A 15,845-nucleotide genomic window follows, 5' to 3' on the forward strand; every position below is an offset into this window, starting at 1 on the left:
ATATGGTACACTAAACCTAGCTATTTTATCGTCTAAAAAGGAGTGTGGAGGCAGTGAGTTTACAATTTATTCGTGGTACAGCAATGATGGATTTGGAAGAAAAATTAGTCAATGACTCTATTGAGTGGTTAGCTGCTGACTCTGATAGGGAAGTTTTTTATCTTGTGCCAAACCACATGAAGTTTGAACAAGAAATTAATGTATTAAAAAGAATAAAGAATAATCAAAGAAGTGAAGATAAATCAGTTACAACTATGCGTTTACAAGTCTTCAGTTTTTATCGTTTGGCTTGGTATTTTTTACAACATACGCAATATTATAGTTCAGATGTCTTAACAGAAGCAGGAGCAGCAATGATTTTCAGAAAAATTTTATCTGAAAATCAGCAAGAGTTTAAAGTTTTTCGTGGTGAAATGAATAAAGCTGGTTTTATTCAACAGTTATTTGACTTGTATCAAGAAATGAAAGAAGGCAATATTCAAATAGAAGATTTTGAGCCATTTTTGGTAAAAGGAAATCTAGAAAGTAAGCAGTTAGATATTCAATTGAAAATTCAAGATATTCGTCTTATTTTTTCGAAATTCGAAGAAAAATTGGCTTCATATGGTTTAAAGTCAACGGAAATTGTTAATCATTTAACGGATTATTTGCAGTCAAAAGATTTAAGTAACGTATTATTTATTATTAATGGGTATCATCATTTTACGGCTAGAGAGTACAAGTTGATTGAAGTTCTGTTACAAAAAGGTGGCGCAGTAAAAATATCGCTGTTATTAGACAAAAAATATGCAACATCTCAGCCAGAACGGAACGACTTGTTTTATGAAACAGGAAATACCTATTTTCAATTGTATCAATTAGCTAGAAGGAATCAGGTAGCGATTTTAGCAGATTATGTTGAAACTGAAAAGAATCTTATACAAGAGGATATACTTAAGCAACTAAACGAGTATTGGATTACATCACAAAAAGATCACCGAGCACTGCCATTGACGAATCTAGTGCAAGAACCGTTGAAAATTTGGAAAGCAGAAAATTTAAAAGAAGAAATAAATCATGTGGCGAAAGAAATTCGTCGGTTAGTTGTAGAGGAGAACTATCGTTATAAAGATATTCAACTTTTAACAAGAGAGTTGGATTGTTATGAAAACCTTATTGAACCGTTGTTTTCTATCCATCAAGTTCCCGTCTATTTAGACCGAGATATGGCAATGGAGCAACATCCTTTAGTAGAATTTATTCAAGCTTTATTTGATGTAGAAGCTTATCATTATCGTTACAAACATATTTTGCGTTTTTTAAGAACAGAACTTTTTATTCCTTATACAACAACTAAGGAACAACGAGAGTGGGTAGAAATGCGCAATGATTGGCGCAGAAAAGTTGATATAACAGAGAATGTAGTCTTAGCCTATGGTTATGAAGGCTACCATTGGACGAGGAAAGAGGATTGGCATTTTATTCGTTATGATTTTGAAGCGGAAAAGCTAGATGATACAGAAAGAGTCGAGCAAGAATCCAATCAAATCCGTCAGTCAATTCAGCAGAAATTGCCCAACTTTTTTAAGGAAATGCAAGGGGCAAAAACAGGAGCAAATGGTGCAGATAGTTTTTATCGTTTTTTAGTAGAAGTAGGCGTTGAGCAACAGTTATTGATGTGGCGTCAACAGGCGATTGAAAAAGGTCAATTAGAGATTGGCAAAAATCACGAACAGACGTGGGATGCCTTGATGACTTTATTAGACGAATATGTAACAATCTACGGGGAAGAAGCTTTTGATTTCGATACGTTTAAAGAGATATTAGCAAGTGGGCTAGAAGGACTTCGTTATAGTAAAGTACCTACAGCGATCGATCAAGTCCAAGTTCGTTCAATTGACTTAGCTAGACCAGGACAAGCGAAGGTTATTTTTACGATTGGCTTCACAGATCAAGTTTTTCCACAAAAAATTGAAAATAAGACTCTGCTCTCAGATGAAGAACGATTATTCGTAAATGAGACTCTCGAAGATGACCAGTTTTTAGTAAAAGAAGCGGGGAAAATGATTGCGAAGGAACCTTTTGTTGCATATTTAATGTTTAGTGCTGCAACAGAACGTCTTTATCTCTCTTACCCAAGTACGAAAGATACTGCTCAAGATATTAAGCCCTCAGCATATCTTCTGAGGATTCAGCAAGCTTTAGGGATTGTTATCCAAGAAAAGAATGAATTGACAATAACTGATAATGAAGAAATTAGTATTCAACATGTAGGGACTTTTAGGACGTTAATTAGTGAGTTAACGAATCTGAAACGGCAGAAGCAAGAAACGCAACAGCCAATGTTACCGTTGTGGTTGGCACTAGAAAAAGAGCTTTTTCGCCAACCAGATGCTAGCTTTGCTAAAGGGATTTTTGAAAGCTTATCGCATCAAAATATTCCGGAAAACTTGGAAAATGAGTTAGCTGAAAATCTTTATGGTAAAGAGATCTATACTTCTGTTTCTAGAATGGAAAGTTTTTATCGTTGCCAGTATCAATATTTTTCTCGCTTTGGGTTGGGATTAAAGGAGCGGGATATATTTGGGCTTTCAGCAGCAGCTACAGGTGATTTTTTTCATGAAGCCTTGGATCAGTTTTTTAAGCTCTTATTAACAACCGATCAGCAACTATCTCAGCTATCGGAACAAGAAGTTACGGCGTTTACCGAGAAAGTGTTAGAATCAATTTTTGGAGAAGCGCGTTTTTCTATTTTGAATTCAACGAGTCGAATGAATTATATTCGTTTTCAACTGGGACAAACTATAAAAAAAGTTAGCTGGGCTTTAAAGAAACAAAGTGAGCGAAGTGGCATGACAACAGTACAAACAGAAGTCTTATTCGGTCAAATAGCTTCTCAAAAAGGTATTCAAGGGTTAGAGTTACCATTGCAAGCTAATGGGAAAATTCATGTTCGAGGCAAGATTGATCGGTTAGATCAGTTGGTTACGCCTGAAGCAACCTATCTTGGTGTAGTTGATTATAAGTCTAGTCACAAAAAATTCAATATTTCCGAAGCCTACTATGGGTTGGCAATGCAAATGTTGACCTATTTGGATGTAGCAATGATGGAGGCAGTGAATTTAATTGGCGGCTCTGCTAAGCCAGCTGGTTCTTTTTATCTTCATGTTCATAATCCGATACTTTCTTATGAGGAAGAGGAGAAAAGAGAAAATCAGCTCCTAAAGAAATATCAATTGGACGGGATTATGTTAAATGACCAACACTTATTGGATCATTTGGATAAGAGCTTGGAAGCGAAGCAAAGCTCTGTCGTTTTTCCTATTGAAGAATCAGCAAAAGAGTTAATTAAGCCAGGTAGAAGGCAGGAAGATAAATTTGTGACAGAATCAGAATTAGAGGCATTGTTGTCCCATAATCGTAGCAAATTTATTGAGGCAGGAAATAAAATAACTAGTGGAGAAATTACTCTCAATCCTGCTTATCAAGGGAAAGAAAGAGTGGCTTGTCGCTTTTGTCCTTTCAGGAGTGTTTGTACGTTTGATGTGATGTTAAAAGAAAACAATTACCATCGATTGGAAACGATGAATAAAAAAGAAGTTATGCGTCGTTTGATGGAACAAGAATCAGGAGGCGAGGCAGATGAGTAAAGGGATTCCTTTAAGACCAGAACATGAGCAATTTACTGATAATCAATGGCAAGCTGTTTTTGATGGGGAACAAAATATTCTTGTCTCTGCTTCTGCGGGCTCAGGGAAAACAACGGTATTAGTTCGTCGAGTGATCGAAAAACTAAAAAGTGGTGTTGATATTGATCGGTTGCTGATTGTAACTTATACGGAAGCAGCAGCGAAGGAAATGAAAGAGCGAATTCAAGTAGCTCTTCAAAAAGAAATGAATGGTGAAATTGATTCAGAAAAGAAACGCCATTTTTCTAGACAGCTAACATTATTACCGACAGCAAATATTAGTACGTTGCACGCTTTTTGTCTAACAGTGATTCGTCGTTTTTATTATTTGATTGAAATCGACCCCGTTTTTCGGATGTTGACGGATGAGACAGAGATGTTGTTAATGAAAGAAGACGTGTGGGATGAGGTCAGAGAACAGTTTTATGAAGGCAATCAAGAGAGCTTTTACCAGTTAACGAGTAATTTTTCTAATGATCGAAATGATGAGGGATTAACGAAACTGATTTTTTCTCTTTATGATTTTGCCAAAGCCAATCCAGATCCCAGTGAATGGTTAGACTCCTTAGCCAATGCGTATAAAGTAACTGAAGAACTAGGAGCACTGCCTCTCTTTCAAGAATATCTGAAACCACAGGCCATGGAAGTCTTGATTCGTTCGGTTGAACGTTATGAAGCGATGATTCGAATGGTGGCAGGCGAAGAAAAATTAAGTAAAATTTTGACCCTTGCTGAAAATGAAAAACAGCTATTTGAACAATTAGCAGCCTCAATTTATGATGATGAATTGGAAACAGCATACGAGTTTTCTCAAAAGATTACGTTTGAGCGTTATCCAAGTATTCGAGTGGAAGAACTGAAAGAAGTTTCAGCTGAAGCTAAGGATTTGCGAGAACAAAATAAAAAAGCATTGAAGGATCTTGTCAGTAGTTTATTCACGATTTCACCTGAAAAAATGAAAGAAGTAATGCGTGCTTCTTACCCTCTAGCAGAAGAAATTTCTCGTGTAGGTAGAGCTTTTATCGATCGTTACGGAGAGCAAAAACTAAAAAAAGGGCTAGTGGATTTTAACGATTTGGAGCACTTTACTTTAGCCATACTTGCCAGCAAGCAAGAAGGGGAATGGCTTGCATCGGAAGCCTCTAACTACTATCGCCAAAAGTTTGATGAAGTATTGGTAGATGAATATCAGGATATCAACAGGTTGCAAGAAACGATTTTGTACTGGTTACGCCGTCCCAATCCAACAGAGGGCAATCTTTTTATGGTTGGGGATGTGAAGCAATCCATTTATTCTTTTCGTTTAGCGGACCCAACATTGTTTATTGAAAAATATAATCAATATGGGGAAAATAAAGAAGGAAAACGAATTGTTTTAGCTGAGAATTTTCGTTCCCGAAAAAATGTGTTGGATTTTACAAACTTAATTTTTGAACAACTGATGGATGAACGAGTGGGGCAAATTGAGTATGATGAAGCAGCAAAACTTATTAACGGATTTGATCAATTCCCAGAAGCAGAGAACTATGACACAGAACTTTTAATCTATGAAAAGAAATCTGAACAAACAAATGAACGAGTAAAGCTACCTTCTTACCTTTCTTCTGAACTAGAAGTGACGATGGAAGATAAAACAGAAGGTGAACTGCATATGACTGCTTTGAAAATCAGAGAGTTGATAGACAGTCAGTTTCTAATTTATGATAAATCTAGTAAAGAAAACCGGCCTATTTGTTATAAAGATATTGTATTGTTAACACCAACCAAAAAAAATAACTTGACGATTCTTGAGACTTTTAAAACGGCTGGGATTCCGATCCAAGTAAACGATGCTCAAAATTATTTTCAAGCAACAGAAATTAGAGTGATGGTTTCGTTATTACAAATCATTGATAATCCCTATCAAGATATTCCTTTAGTGGCTGTTTTACGTTCGCCGATTGTTCGTTTAAAAGAAAATGAATTAGCAACGATTCGTTTAGCGGCCAAAGAGAAAAGCTTCTATGAGGCTTTAATGCTTTTTCTCGAGAAGACGAAGGAAGAAGAAAGGAATTGGCAGTTAAAAGAGCGACTGCTTCGTTTTACTTCTCACCTTAGCAAATGGCGAGAATTAGCTCGAAGGGAGCAAATAGCCGCTTTAATTTGGGAAATTTACCGGGATACAGCGTATCTAGATTATGTAGGCGGAATGTCATCGGGAAAACAACGGCAGGCGAATTTGTATGCGCTAGTTGATCGAGCTGGCAGTTATGAAAAAACAAGTTTTAGAGGCCTTTTTCAATTTGTTCGTTTTATTGAAAAGATGCAGGAGAAGGATAAGGATTTAGCAGAACCTGTTATTTTAAGCGAAGAAAATGCGGTTAGAGTAATGACCATTCATGCCAGTAAAGGATTAGAATTTCCAGTTGTCTTTGTTTTAGATATGACCAAAGAATTTAACTTAGGTGATTTAAATGAACGGTATATATTTGATGATCGTTTAGGCGTGGGGATTCGCTTTATGGCTCCTTTAGACCGTATTTTGTATGATACCCTGCCGTTTTTAGCAATTAAGCAAGCGAAACTCAGGAAGCTATTGTCAGAAGAAATGAGGAAATTATATGTTGCTTTGACCCGGGCGGAGCAAAAACTCTATTTAGTCGGTTCCTACAATGATCAAGAAACAACTTGGAAAGAGTGGGCTAAAGCTAGTTCTTTTGAAGGGAAAACGTTGCCGAGTGAAAATCGTTTGCAGGGCAAAAGCAGCTTGATGAATTGGGTAGGAATGTCGTTAATTCGTCATGAGAAAATGGATGAGTTTCAACATTTTTATGATACAGCGAAAGTTACTCAAATTAGTAGTCATCCAGCGAGCTTTTCAATTTCTTTTATGAATGAAACGGCGATTCAAGAATCGTTTTCTAAACTAAATTTTATAGAAGCTAACAGTGGAGAGAGTCGCCAAGTTATTGCTGAAGATAAATCGATAACCAAACGAGGAATAAAAAGACTCAATTTCTTTTATCCTTATCAATTAGCAACGAAAACAACAAACTATCAATCGGTGTCAGAAATTAAACGTGTTTTTGAAGATCCAGACAATAAAGAAATTGGTAAATTAGAATTAAGTGACAGCGATGTTAAAAGTACGTCACAAATTGTCAATCGAATGGTTGAAGGAAGTTTGCGTAAGCCGCAATTTATTGATTCTGTCAGACAACCTTCAGCGGCCGAAATTGGAACAGCAACACATTATTTGTTACAGCTAGTGGATCTTTCGGAACAACCAACGTTTGAAAAAGTGACTACTTTATTAGAAGGGTTGATTCAAACCAAAATCATTCAAGAAGCTGTAGGTAAAAAAATCGATGTAAATAAAATATTGGCATTTTTCCAAACAGATTTTGGACAAAAATTAATTAAAAATGCTCCGAAAGTGAAGCGAGAACAACCTTTTTCGATGTTAATGAAAGCTGAAGAGTTGATTAAAGACTATCCTGACCAAAAAGAGGATGATTTATTGATTCACGGAATTATTGACGGATTTATTGAACAAGAAAAAACTTGTATTTTATATGATTACAAGACTGATTTTATGGTGAATGTTGAAGATCCGGTGGCATTGAAAAAAGTTATTCAGCGTTATCAAGGTCAGTTAAATTTATATAAAAAAGCTCTGATTCAAGCTACTGAAAAACCTGTTGAACAAATCTATCTTATTTTGCTAACGGCTGGAGCGATCATCGATATGGAGAAACAAGAAGTTGTTGAGCGCATGTAGGATCGTCCATTGGAAGGTTCCTTAGCTTACAAATTGTAAGGTTTATGCTATACTTGTGCTATGAGGTGAAGAAGATGAAGCAAACAAAAACTACTGATTATACTCTATGTCCGAAATTTGAAAAAGCTTTTTCAATATTAGGAAAAAAATGGAATGGTTTAATCATTGACGTTTTGTTAGAAAAAAGTCCTCAACGTTTTAGTGAATTAAAACAGCAAATTCCGATGCTTAGTGATCGAGTACTTGTGGAACGTTTAAAAGAGTTAGAAGCAGAAGGAATTATTACGAAGGCTGCTCGTTGTAATGAAAGTAGTCGTTTAGAATATTTTCTTACTGACAAAGGACTAGATTTACAGTTGGCAATGAAGCAAATTAAAGTATGGGCAGAAAAATGGGCAGACACTGAAGATTGCGGTTGACCAAATGATGAAGTTCTTGTACACTAAATACAGTTGAATAATACGAAACGTTGATGGAAAAGAGTAGTTTGGTTGATACGAAAAAGGGAAAATCTGTCTAAGACTGAAAACAGATTACGTTATCTAAAAATGAAGTTCACTTCCAGAGTTTGTTTGTTCTATAAAAAAGATCAAACCGGTGAAAACCGTTATTAAAATTGAGTGCACAACAATTTTTGTTGTGAAGTAGGATGGTAACACGATAGCTCGTTCCTTTTAAAGGGACGAGTTTTTTTGTATGTTTGAAAACCACTGGCTGTGCCGGTGGTTCCAGAGAGCTTCCAGCGAGGTATAAAAAAAGCCACCTAAAATGCTAAGATGAAAGAGGTTCGCCAACCGCTCGCATCCGTATTAAAGGAGGCCATGTCATGAATGACAAACAAAGCTTAGCAGACAGCGTATGGAGATGTAAATACCACTTAGTATTTGCGCCAAAATACCGTAGACAAATTATTTATGGAAGGTACAAAGAAAGTATAGGAAAAATCATACGAGTGTTATGTGAACGAAAAGGGGTAGAGATACACGAAGCAAATGCCTGTAAAGATCACATTCATTTATTGTATGTTTGAAAACCACTGGCTGTGCCGGTGGTTCCAGAGAGCTTCCAGCGAGGTATAAAAAAAGCCACCTAAAATGCTAAGATGAAAGAGGTTCGCCAACCGCTCGCATCCGTATTAAAGGAGGCCATGTCATGAATGACAAACAAAGCTTAGCAGACAGCGTATGGAGATGTAAATACCACTTAGTATTTGCGCCAAAATACCGTAGACAAATTATTTATGGAAGGTACAAAGAAAGTATAGGAAAAATCATACGAGTGTTATGTGAACGAAAAGGGGTAGAGATACACGAAGCAAATGCCTGTAAAGATCACATTCATTTATTAGTAAGTATCCCACCAAAATTAAGTGTGTCATCGTTTATGGGCTATTTAAAAGGAAAAAGTAGTTTGATGATATTCGACCAACATTCAAATCTGAAGTATAAGTATGGGAATCGAAAATTTTGGTGTCGTGGTTATTATGTGGATACGGTAGGAAGAAATCAAAAAAGAATTGAGGAGTATATAAGAAATCAATTAACAGAGGATAAACAATTGGATCAACTGAGTTTATTTGAAGAGGTAGATCCGTTCACAGGACAAGGAAACAGAAGAAAGAAAAAATAAAGTTCTTTAAGAACTAGGAGGGAATGTGGTGCGGAAGGCGAACTGATTCAGTAGGTCTTTAGACCAAGGCCGGTAAGAGCGGGTTTCACCCGCAGAGCAAACCACCCGTTCTCACGGGTGGTGCTGATTGTTTTGTCAAAAATGAAACAACCACTCAGTTGAATGATTACACCAAGAAAGGATTAGAAGAATGACATTAAAAGCTCAATTAGAATCTTTAAGAGATGAGACGTTTGAGAAAATTCAGAAAGTAGCTGATCTTAAGGAACTAAACCAAATCAGAGTAGAAATATTAGGTAAAAAAGGTCCAATTACAGAGGTTTTGCGAGGAATGAAAGAGCTACCCGCAGAAGAACGTCCTGTAGTAGGGAGTTTTGCAAATGAAATTAGAGATTATTTAGCGCAAGCGGTTGAAAATCGTAAAGAAGTACTGGAACAGGCTGCTTTAGATGCTGCGTTAGAAAAGGAAACATTGGATGTAACCTTACCTGGAAAGCAGACCCCCCAAGGTTCTCGCCATATTTTATCGCAAGTAATGGAAGAAATCGAAGATATTTTTGTGGGAATGGGTTACCAAATTGTTGAAGGTTATGAAGTGGAAGCAGATCACTATAACTTTGAACGAATGAATTTACCTAAAGACCATCCTGCTCGCGATATGCAAGATACTTTTTATATTTCTGATGAGATTCTTATTCGTACCCATACATCGCCAGTTCAAGCTCGGACAATGGAAAAGCATGATTTTTCAAAAGGTGCACTGAGAATGATTTCTCCAGGAAAAGTTTTCCGTCGTGATACAGATGATGCCACGCATAGTCACCAATTCCACCAAATTGAGGGCTTAGTTATTGATAAAGAAATTACAATGGGTGATTTAAAAGGGACACTTGAAGTGGTAATGAAAAAAATGTTTGGTGAAGACCGTAACATCCGCTTGCGCCCTAGCTACTTCCCATTTACTGAACCTTCTGTTGAAGTAGACGTTAGCTGCTTTAAATGCGGTGGCTCCGGTTGTAATGTGTGTAAGCATACTGGTTGGATTGAAATTTTAGGCGCTGGAATGGTTCATCCTGATGTTCTGCAAATGTCTGGTATTGACCCAACTGAATATAGCGGTTTTGCCTTTGGCTTAGGACCAGATCGAGTGGCTATGTTACGTTATGGTGTAAATGATATCAGAAGTTTCTATCAAAACGATTTACGCTTTTTAAATCAGTTTAAGGTAAAGGAGTAAAAAAACATGTTAGTTTCTTATAAATGGCTTAGTGAGTACTTGGATTTATCGAAAATTTCAGCAAAAGAATTGTCCGATCAAATGTCTTTAACTGGCATCGAAGTAGAAGGTGTTGAAGTACCACAAGAAGGGTTAAAAAAGATTGTTGTTGGGGAAGTAAAAGAGTGTATTCCTCACCCGGACTCAGATCACTTATCAATTTGCCAAGTAGATATTGGTGAAGAGGGATTATCACAGATTGTTTGTGGCGCTCCTAATGTCAAAGCAGGTATCAAAGTAATCGTTGCTTTACCTGGATCAAGAATTACTGGCAATCAAAAAATCAAAAAAGGGAAAATGAGAGGCGAAGTTTCTAATGGAATGATTTGTTCTTTACAAGAACTTGGTTATTCTGATAATGTCATTCCTAAAGCTTATTCTGACGGTATTTATTACATGCCTGAAGAAGCAGTTAACGGAAGTGATGTTTTTCCTTATTTAGATATGGATGATTCTATTATTGAATTGTCGATTACACCTAACCGAGCAGATGCCCTAAGCATGAGAGGGGTTGCTTACGAGGTTGGTGCTATCTATCGTCAAACACCTTCGTTTAATGACGAAGTTTTAGAAGAAGATACAACTGAAAATGCAGCGGATTATTTAGAGGTAGAAGTGGCTGATTCTAAAGATGCACCGGCCTATCAAGTGCGCATCATCAAAGACGTTAAAATTGCCGAAAGTCCTGTCTGGCTTCAAAATCGATTGATGAATGAAGGGATTCGCCCAATCAATAATGTGGTGGATGTGACAAATTATATTTTACTATTGTTTGGTCAACCTTTGCATGCCTTTGATTATGCAAAACTAGCTAGTAAAAAAATTCTTGTCCGTCGTGGAAAAGTGGACGAAGAGTTAATTACGTTAGATGGAGAAATGAGAAAAGTTTCAGAAGAAAATATCGTTATTACAAATGGTGAAATTCCGGTAGCACTTGCTGGTGTAATGGGTGGTGCTAACTCTGAAATAACTGAAGGAACAACAACAGTTGCTTTAGAAGCGGCTTTGTTTAATCCTTTATCTATTCGTCGTACGTCAAAGCAGTTTAATTTACGTAGTGAATCTTCTAGTCGGTTTGAAAAAGGAATTAATCAAGTGACATTTGGAGAGGCTTGTGATGTTGCGGCAGCAATGATTGCTAGATTAGCTGGTGGAACAGTTGTTGCAGGAAAAAGCATTGGCTCGGAAATAACACCACAAGAAGTTTCCGTAAGCATTACCTTAAAACGAATTAATCAATACTTAGGTACTTCTTTAACCAGTAAAGTGGTTGATGAAATATTTGCGGCATTAGGTTTTGATTTTAAAATGGAAAAAGAAACTTACGTTGTTTCTGTTCCTCCTAGAAGATGGGATATTAAGATTGAAGCGGATTTAATCGAAGAAGTGGCTCGTATTTTTGGTTATGACAATCTTCCTTCTACTTTGCCAAAAGGAGAAACAGTGGCAGGGAGTTTAACAACGGGACAAAAAAATGTTCGTGAAATTAAAGCATTGCTAGAAGGTTGCGGTCTTAGTGAAGCTATCAGTTATGCACTGACAACAGAAGCAAAAGCAGCTCAATTTAGAATGAGAGAAAGCAACTTGACTCGTTTACAATGGCCTATGAGTGAAGAACGTTCAGTCTTAAGAATGAATCTGATTTCAGGTTTACTAGATGATACTGCTTATAATGTTGCACGTAAAAATTCAAATGTTGCTTTATACGAAATTGGTCGAGTGTTTTATCAAGAGAATGATTCTTTAAAACATTTACCTTATGAGGAACAACATCTAGGAATTGCTCTCTCTGGAAATAGTCAAGTCAAAGATTGGCAAACAAAGGAGACAGCATTTGATTTCTTTTCTCTAAAAGGGATGATTGAAGAAATTTTTGAAGCATTAGGTGTTTCTGATAAAATAACCTACGAAGCAACTACTGAAATGAAAGAAATGCACCCTGGTAGAACGGCTTTAGTAAAATTAAACGATCAGGTCATTGGTTTTATTGGACAAGTACATCCAACGATAGCAAAAGCTTATGAGATTTCTGAGACGTATGTTGCGGAATTGAACCTTCATGGAATGGTTGAAGAACAAAATGATGCACTTGTTTATGAAAATGTTTCTAAATTCCCAGCGATTTCACGTGATATCGCATTACTGGTTAACGAAACGGTGACAAACCAAGAGTTAACAGAAACAATTTGGAGCAATGCTGGAAAATTCTTAAAAGAAGTACATCTTTTTGATGTTTACCAAGGAGACAACATTGAACCAGGCAAAAAATCGATGGCATACAGTCTGACCTTTGTTAATGGAGAGGCAACGTTGGTAGATGAAGAAATAACTAAGTCAATGACAAAAGTTGAAAAAGCATTGACTGAAAAATACAACGTGGTTATCCGCTAAAAGACTTAAAAAGTCATTTCACTAATGTGAAATGACTTTTTAAGTTAATACCCTTTTGCCCAACTTTTAGACAACCATCTTGAAAATTGGGAGATGCAGAAATTAATGGTGAAATACATTAAAGCAACCAATCCATAAATGGTAAATACTTGTCCTGTTTGCGCGTATTTGCCCATTAAAATGTATGATTTACCAAATAATTCTTGTAATGCGATAACGGAATATAGGAAGCTAGTATCTTTTATTACCGTCACGAATTGCGAAACAATGGCAGGTAAAACATTGCGAATTGCTTGTGGCAACACCACGTACCAGATGATTTGAAAATTACTGAATCCTTGTGAACGAGCGGCTTCTTTTTGTCCTTTGTCGACACCGTTTAGTCCGCCACGAATAATTTCAGCTAAAGCCGCAGTTGTAAAAACGGTAAAGCTGACAATCCCAGCAGGGGTAGATTTCATTTGGAAAATCAGAAAAATAACGTAAATCCAAAGTAAGTTAGGGATGTTTCGGACAATTTCAATATAAGTACCAGCAATGAATCGTAATGGGCCGTGTTTTTGATTTCTAATGACAGCCAGTATGGTTCCGAAGATTGTACTTAAAAGAATTGCAACAAAAGAAATATATAGTGTAAGCTTCAGTCCGTCAAAAAGAAATCGCAGATTATTAGCGGTCAGAAGTTGACTCATTTGTTCTGAAAATGACATATGTGCGAAATCCTCCTATCGTGTATAAGCTTTCTTATTGTTTTCTTCTAACTTTCTAGCTAATTTTGCTAGAGGGAAGCACAGAATAAAATATAATAGACCTGCAACCGTGAATGCGGGAATATAGTTCAAGTTAGCTGAAGACCAACTATTGGCGATAAACATGACATCCACGCCAGAAATAATTGCCACGGTAGACGTATTTTTAATCAAATTTACCACTTGGTTTGTAAGCGGTGGTAACATAATTCTCCATGCCTGTGGGAGGATCACAAATCTCATGGTATCTGCGTAGGAAAAGCCTTGTGAAAAGGCGGCTTCGAATTGACCTTTTGGCACAGAACCGATTCCTGATCGAACCACTTCAGAGATGTAAGCTCCGTGGTAAAGACCTACACAGAGAATAGCAATCGTAGTCGTAGAGAAAGTTAACATCGGGCTGATTAAAGGAAATCCATAGTATACCACGATAAACTGAATTAATAAGGGGGTATTCTGAAAAAATTCTACATAGATTCGGCTAATTCCATTAAAAAGTTTATTCTGTGTAGCTGAGAGACTACCAAAAAAGATTCCTAAACACATAGCTAAAGCAAGAGCGCCGATAGATAATAAGATGGTGTAGAGAAAGGCTTTTCCGAAAAGTTGCCAATCACTAAATAAAGCTTGCCATCTATACAAAGCAAATGGTCCTTCTTCAAGCCATGAGGTATTTGCTAAAAAAAGCATATAATTTCCTCCTAAATCGTGACAAAAGGATGATTAATCCAAGTGCCATTTTTTATAAATTTCATCTAAAGTACCATCTTTTTTCCATTTATTAATGAGTTCATCTAACTTTTCATTGAGTTTTTCATTGGATTTTTTAGTAGCGATTCCATATTCTTGAGGTGAAAAACCATCTTTCAAGATTTCAGTTTTATCATCTACATAACCAGTTAAAATAGATTTATCAACAGAAAAAGCATCAATCCGTTTTGATGTTAAAGCAGTTTTTAGTTCAGGATACGAGCCTAATTCTTGATAGTTGAAAGAGATACCTAAATCTTTTGCTTGTTTTTCTAAAGCATCCTTTGTTGTAGCAGATTGAACAACACCAATTGTTTTCCCATCTAAACTCTTAATATTGGTAAATTTATCTGCTGTTCGAACTAAGAAGCCGATTTCGTCAGTATAGTAGGGAGTAGTAAAATTATAGGTTTTTTTTCGTTCGTCATTGATTGTAAACGTAGCAATGACCATGTCTAATTCTCCATTATCTAGTAAAGGTCCACGAGTTTTTGCTGTTACTCCGACAAACTCAACATTATCCTCACTTCCAGTTAGCTCTTTTGCAATTAGACGTGCTAGGTCGGGTTCCATCCCCTCGTTCTTATTGGTATCAGGATTCATGTAGCCGAAATTAGGAACATCTTCTTTGACCCCAACTTTTATGACACCAGCATCTTTAATTTTTTGGATAGGATCAGCTGATTTGCCTGAGTCTGATGAACTAGCATCTTTTCCACTGCCACATCCAACGATTAAACCTAATAACAAAACAAGAGACAGTCCACCTAATACTTTTTTTACGTTTTTCATTTGTTGTTCCTCCTCATATTTAATTATCTAAAAATAGCTTTCACTAGGGCTTCTGGAAATGTGGGATTTTACCACGATATCCAGATTCATCCTAATTATGAATGATTTTACTTAGAAATCCTTTTGCTCGTTCATTTTGGGTGTTAGTAAAGAAGTGTTCTGGTGTTCCTGTTTCAATAATTTGACCTTGATCCATAAAAATAACTTTGTCAGCAACTTGCCTTGCAAAGCCCATCTCATGAGTAACACAAATCATCGTAATGTTTTGCTTTGAAAGATCAACCATAACATCCAAAACTTCTTGAATCATTTCGGGATCAAGAGCAGAGGTTGGTTCGTCGAACAGAATAATTTCTGGATGCATGTTTAAAGCTCTAGCGATAGCAACCCGCTGTTGTTGTCCTCCAGAAAGTTGCGCGGGAAAAGCATTGGCTTTGTCAGCTAAGCCAACTCTTTCAAGGTATTCCATGCCAGTTTTAGTCGCTTCAGCTTTACTCACGCCTTTTACTTTAATGGGAGCGAGTGTCAAATTATCAATAATTGATTTATGAGCATAGAGATTAAAGCTTTGGAAAACCATTGCTACTTTTTGTCTTACTTTCTGGACAGGCGCTTTAGGCTCCGTGATATCGATTCCGTCAACGAGGATATGGCCGTCTGTGACTTTTTCTAATCTATTGATACAGCGGATCAGTGTGCTTTTTCCGGAACCAGAAGGGCCAATAATGACAATTTTTTCTCCTTGTTTCACATTTAAAGAAATATTTTTTAGTACATGATTATCTCCGAAGTACTTATTCACATGCTCTAATGAAATCATAAATATCCTC

Annotated in this window: 10 protein-coding genes, 1 pseudogene and 1 other annotated feature; of the genes and pseudogenes, 7 read left to right on the forward strand and 4 right to left on the reverse strand. The window is 36.6% G+C overall.

The annotated features are described in order from the left end of the window. Nucleotides 1–53: 53 nt before the first annotated feature. The 7 genes and pseudogenes from BCR26_RS03220 (at nt 54) to pheT (ending at nt 12,724) form a co-directional block, all read left to right on the forward strand. Nucleotides 54–3,629 carry a PD-(D/E)XK nuclease family protein gene (locus BCR26_RS03220; protein WP_069697533.1) on the forward strand — a complete coding sequence of 1,192 codons (3,576 nt, stop codon included), beginning with the start codon at nt 54–56 and terminating at the stop codon, nt 3,627–3,629. Continuing rightward, nucleotides 3,622–7,428 carry a helicase-exonuclease AddAB subunit AddA gene (gene addA, locus BCR26_RS03225; RefSeq protein ID WP_069697534.1) on the forward strand — a complete coding sequence of 1,269 codons (3,807 nt, stop codon included), beginning with the start codon at nt 3,622–3,624 and terminating at the stop codon, nt 7,426–7,428. The genes BCR26_RS03220 and addA overlap by 8 nt, the downstream gene beginning before the upstream one ends. 74 nt (nt 7,429–7,502) lie before the next feature. Then, nucleotides 7,503–7,847 carry a winged helix-turn-helix transcriptional regulator gene (locus BCR26_RS03230; protein ID WP_069697535.1) on the forward strand — a complete coding sequence of 115 codons (345 nt, stop codon included), beginning with the start codon at nt 7,503–7,505 and terminating at the stop codon, nt 7,845–7,847. Between the two features lie 41 nt (nt 7,848–7,888). Continuing rightward, nucleotides 7,889–8,104 (forward strand) — a binding site (T-box leader). 150 nt (nt 8,105–8,254) lie between these two features. After that, nucleotides 8,255–8,449 (forward strand): annotated as a pseudogene (gene tnpA / locus BCR26_RS03235) (IS200/IS605 family transposase); the annotation flags it as partial. A 131-nt stretch (nt 8,450–8,580) separates the two neighbouring features. Further along, nucleotides 8,581–9,057 (forward strand): IS200/IS605 family transposase, encoded by a 477-nt coding sequence (gene tnpA / locus BCR26_RS03240; protein WP_069697536.1) that lies wholly within the window; start codon nt 8,581–8,583, stop codon nt 9,055–9,057. Nucleotides 9,058–9,247: 190 nt separating this feature from the next. Further along, a complete protein-coding gene (gene pheS / locus BCR26_RS03245; protein WP_069697537.1) occupies nt 9,248–10,294 on the forward strand; it encodes a phenylalanine--tRNA ligase subunit alpha in 1,047 nt (348 codons plus the stop codon). A 6-nt stretch (nt 10,295–10,300) separates the two neighbouring features. After that, a complete protein-coding gene (gene pheT / locus BCR26_RS03250; protein ID WP_069697538.1) occupies nt 10,301–12,724 on the forward strand; it encodes a phenylalanine--tRNA ligase subunit beta in 2,424 nt (807 codons plus the stop codon). A gap of 44 nt (nt 12,725–12,768) precedes the next feature. On the opposite strand, the gene BCR26_RS03255 is transcribed toward pheT, so the two are convergent. The 4 genes from BCR26_RS03255 to BCR26_RS03270 form a co-directional block, all read right to left on the reverse strand. After that, complete coding sequence (locus BCR26_RS03255) at nt 12,769–13,434, reverse strand: amino acid ABC transporter permease (RefSeq protein ID WP_139124868.1); 666 nt, start codon at nt 13,432–13,434, stop codon at nt 12,769–12,771. Between the two features lie 15 nt (nt 13,435–13,449). Then, on the reverse strand, nt 13,450–14,163 hold the full coding sequence (locus tag BCR26_RS03260) for an amino acid ABC transporter permease (RefSeq protein ID WP_069697539.1): 714 nt from the start codon (nt 14,161–14,163) through the stop codon (nt 13,450–13,452). 33 nt (nt 14,164–14,196) lie between these two features. Then, on the reverse strand, nt 14,197–15,015 hold the full coding sequence (locus BCR26_RS03265; protein ID WP_069697540.1) for a transporter substrate-binding domain-containing protein: 819 nt from the start codon (nt 15,013–15,015) through the stop codon (nt 14,197–14,199). A 91-nt stretch (nt 15,016–15,106) separates the two neighbouring features. After that, nucleotides 15,107–15,835, reverse strand: a complete 729-nt coding sequence (locus BCR26_RS03270) for an amino acid ABC transporter ATP-binding protein (protein ID WP_069697541.1) — start codon at nt 15,833–15,835, stop codon at nt 15,107–15,109. Nucleotides 15,836–15,845: the final 10 nt, after the last annotated feature.

The organism is Enterococcus rivorum (assembly GCF_001742285.1).
Classification (GTDB): Bacteria; Bacillota; Bacilli; order Lactobacillales; family Enterococcaceae; genus Enterococcus_L; species Enterococcus_L rivorum.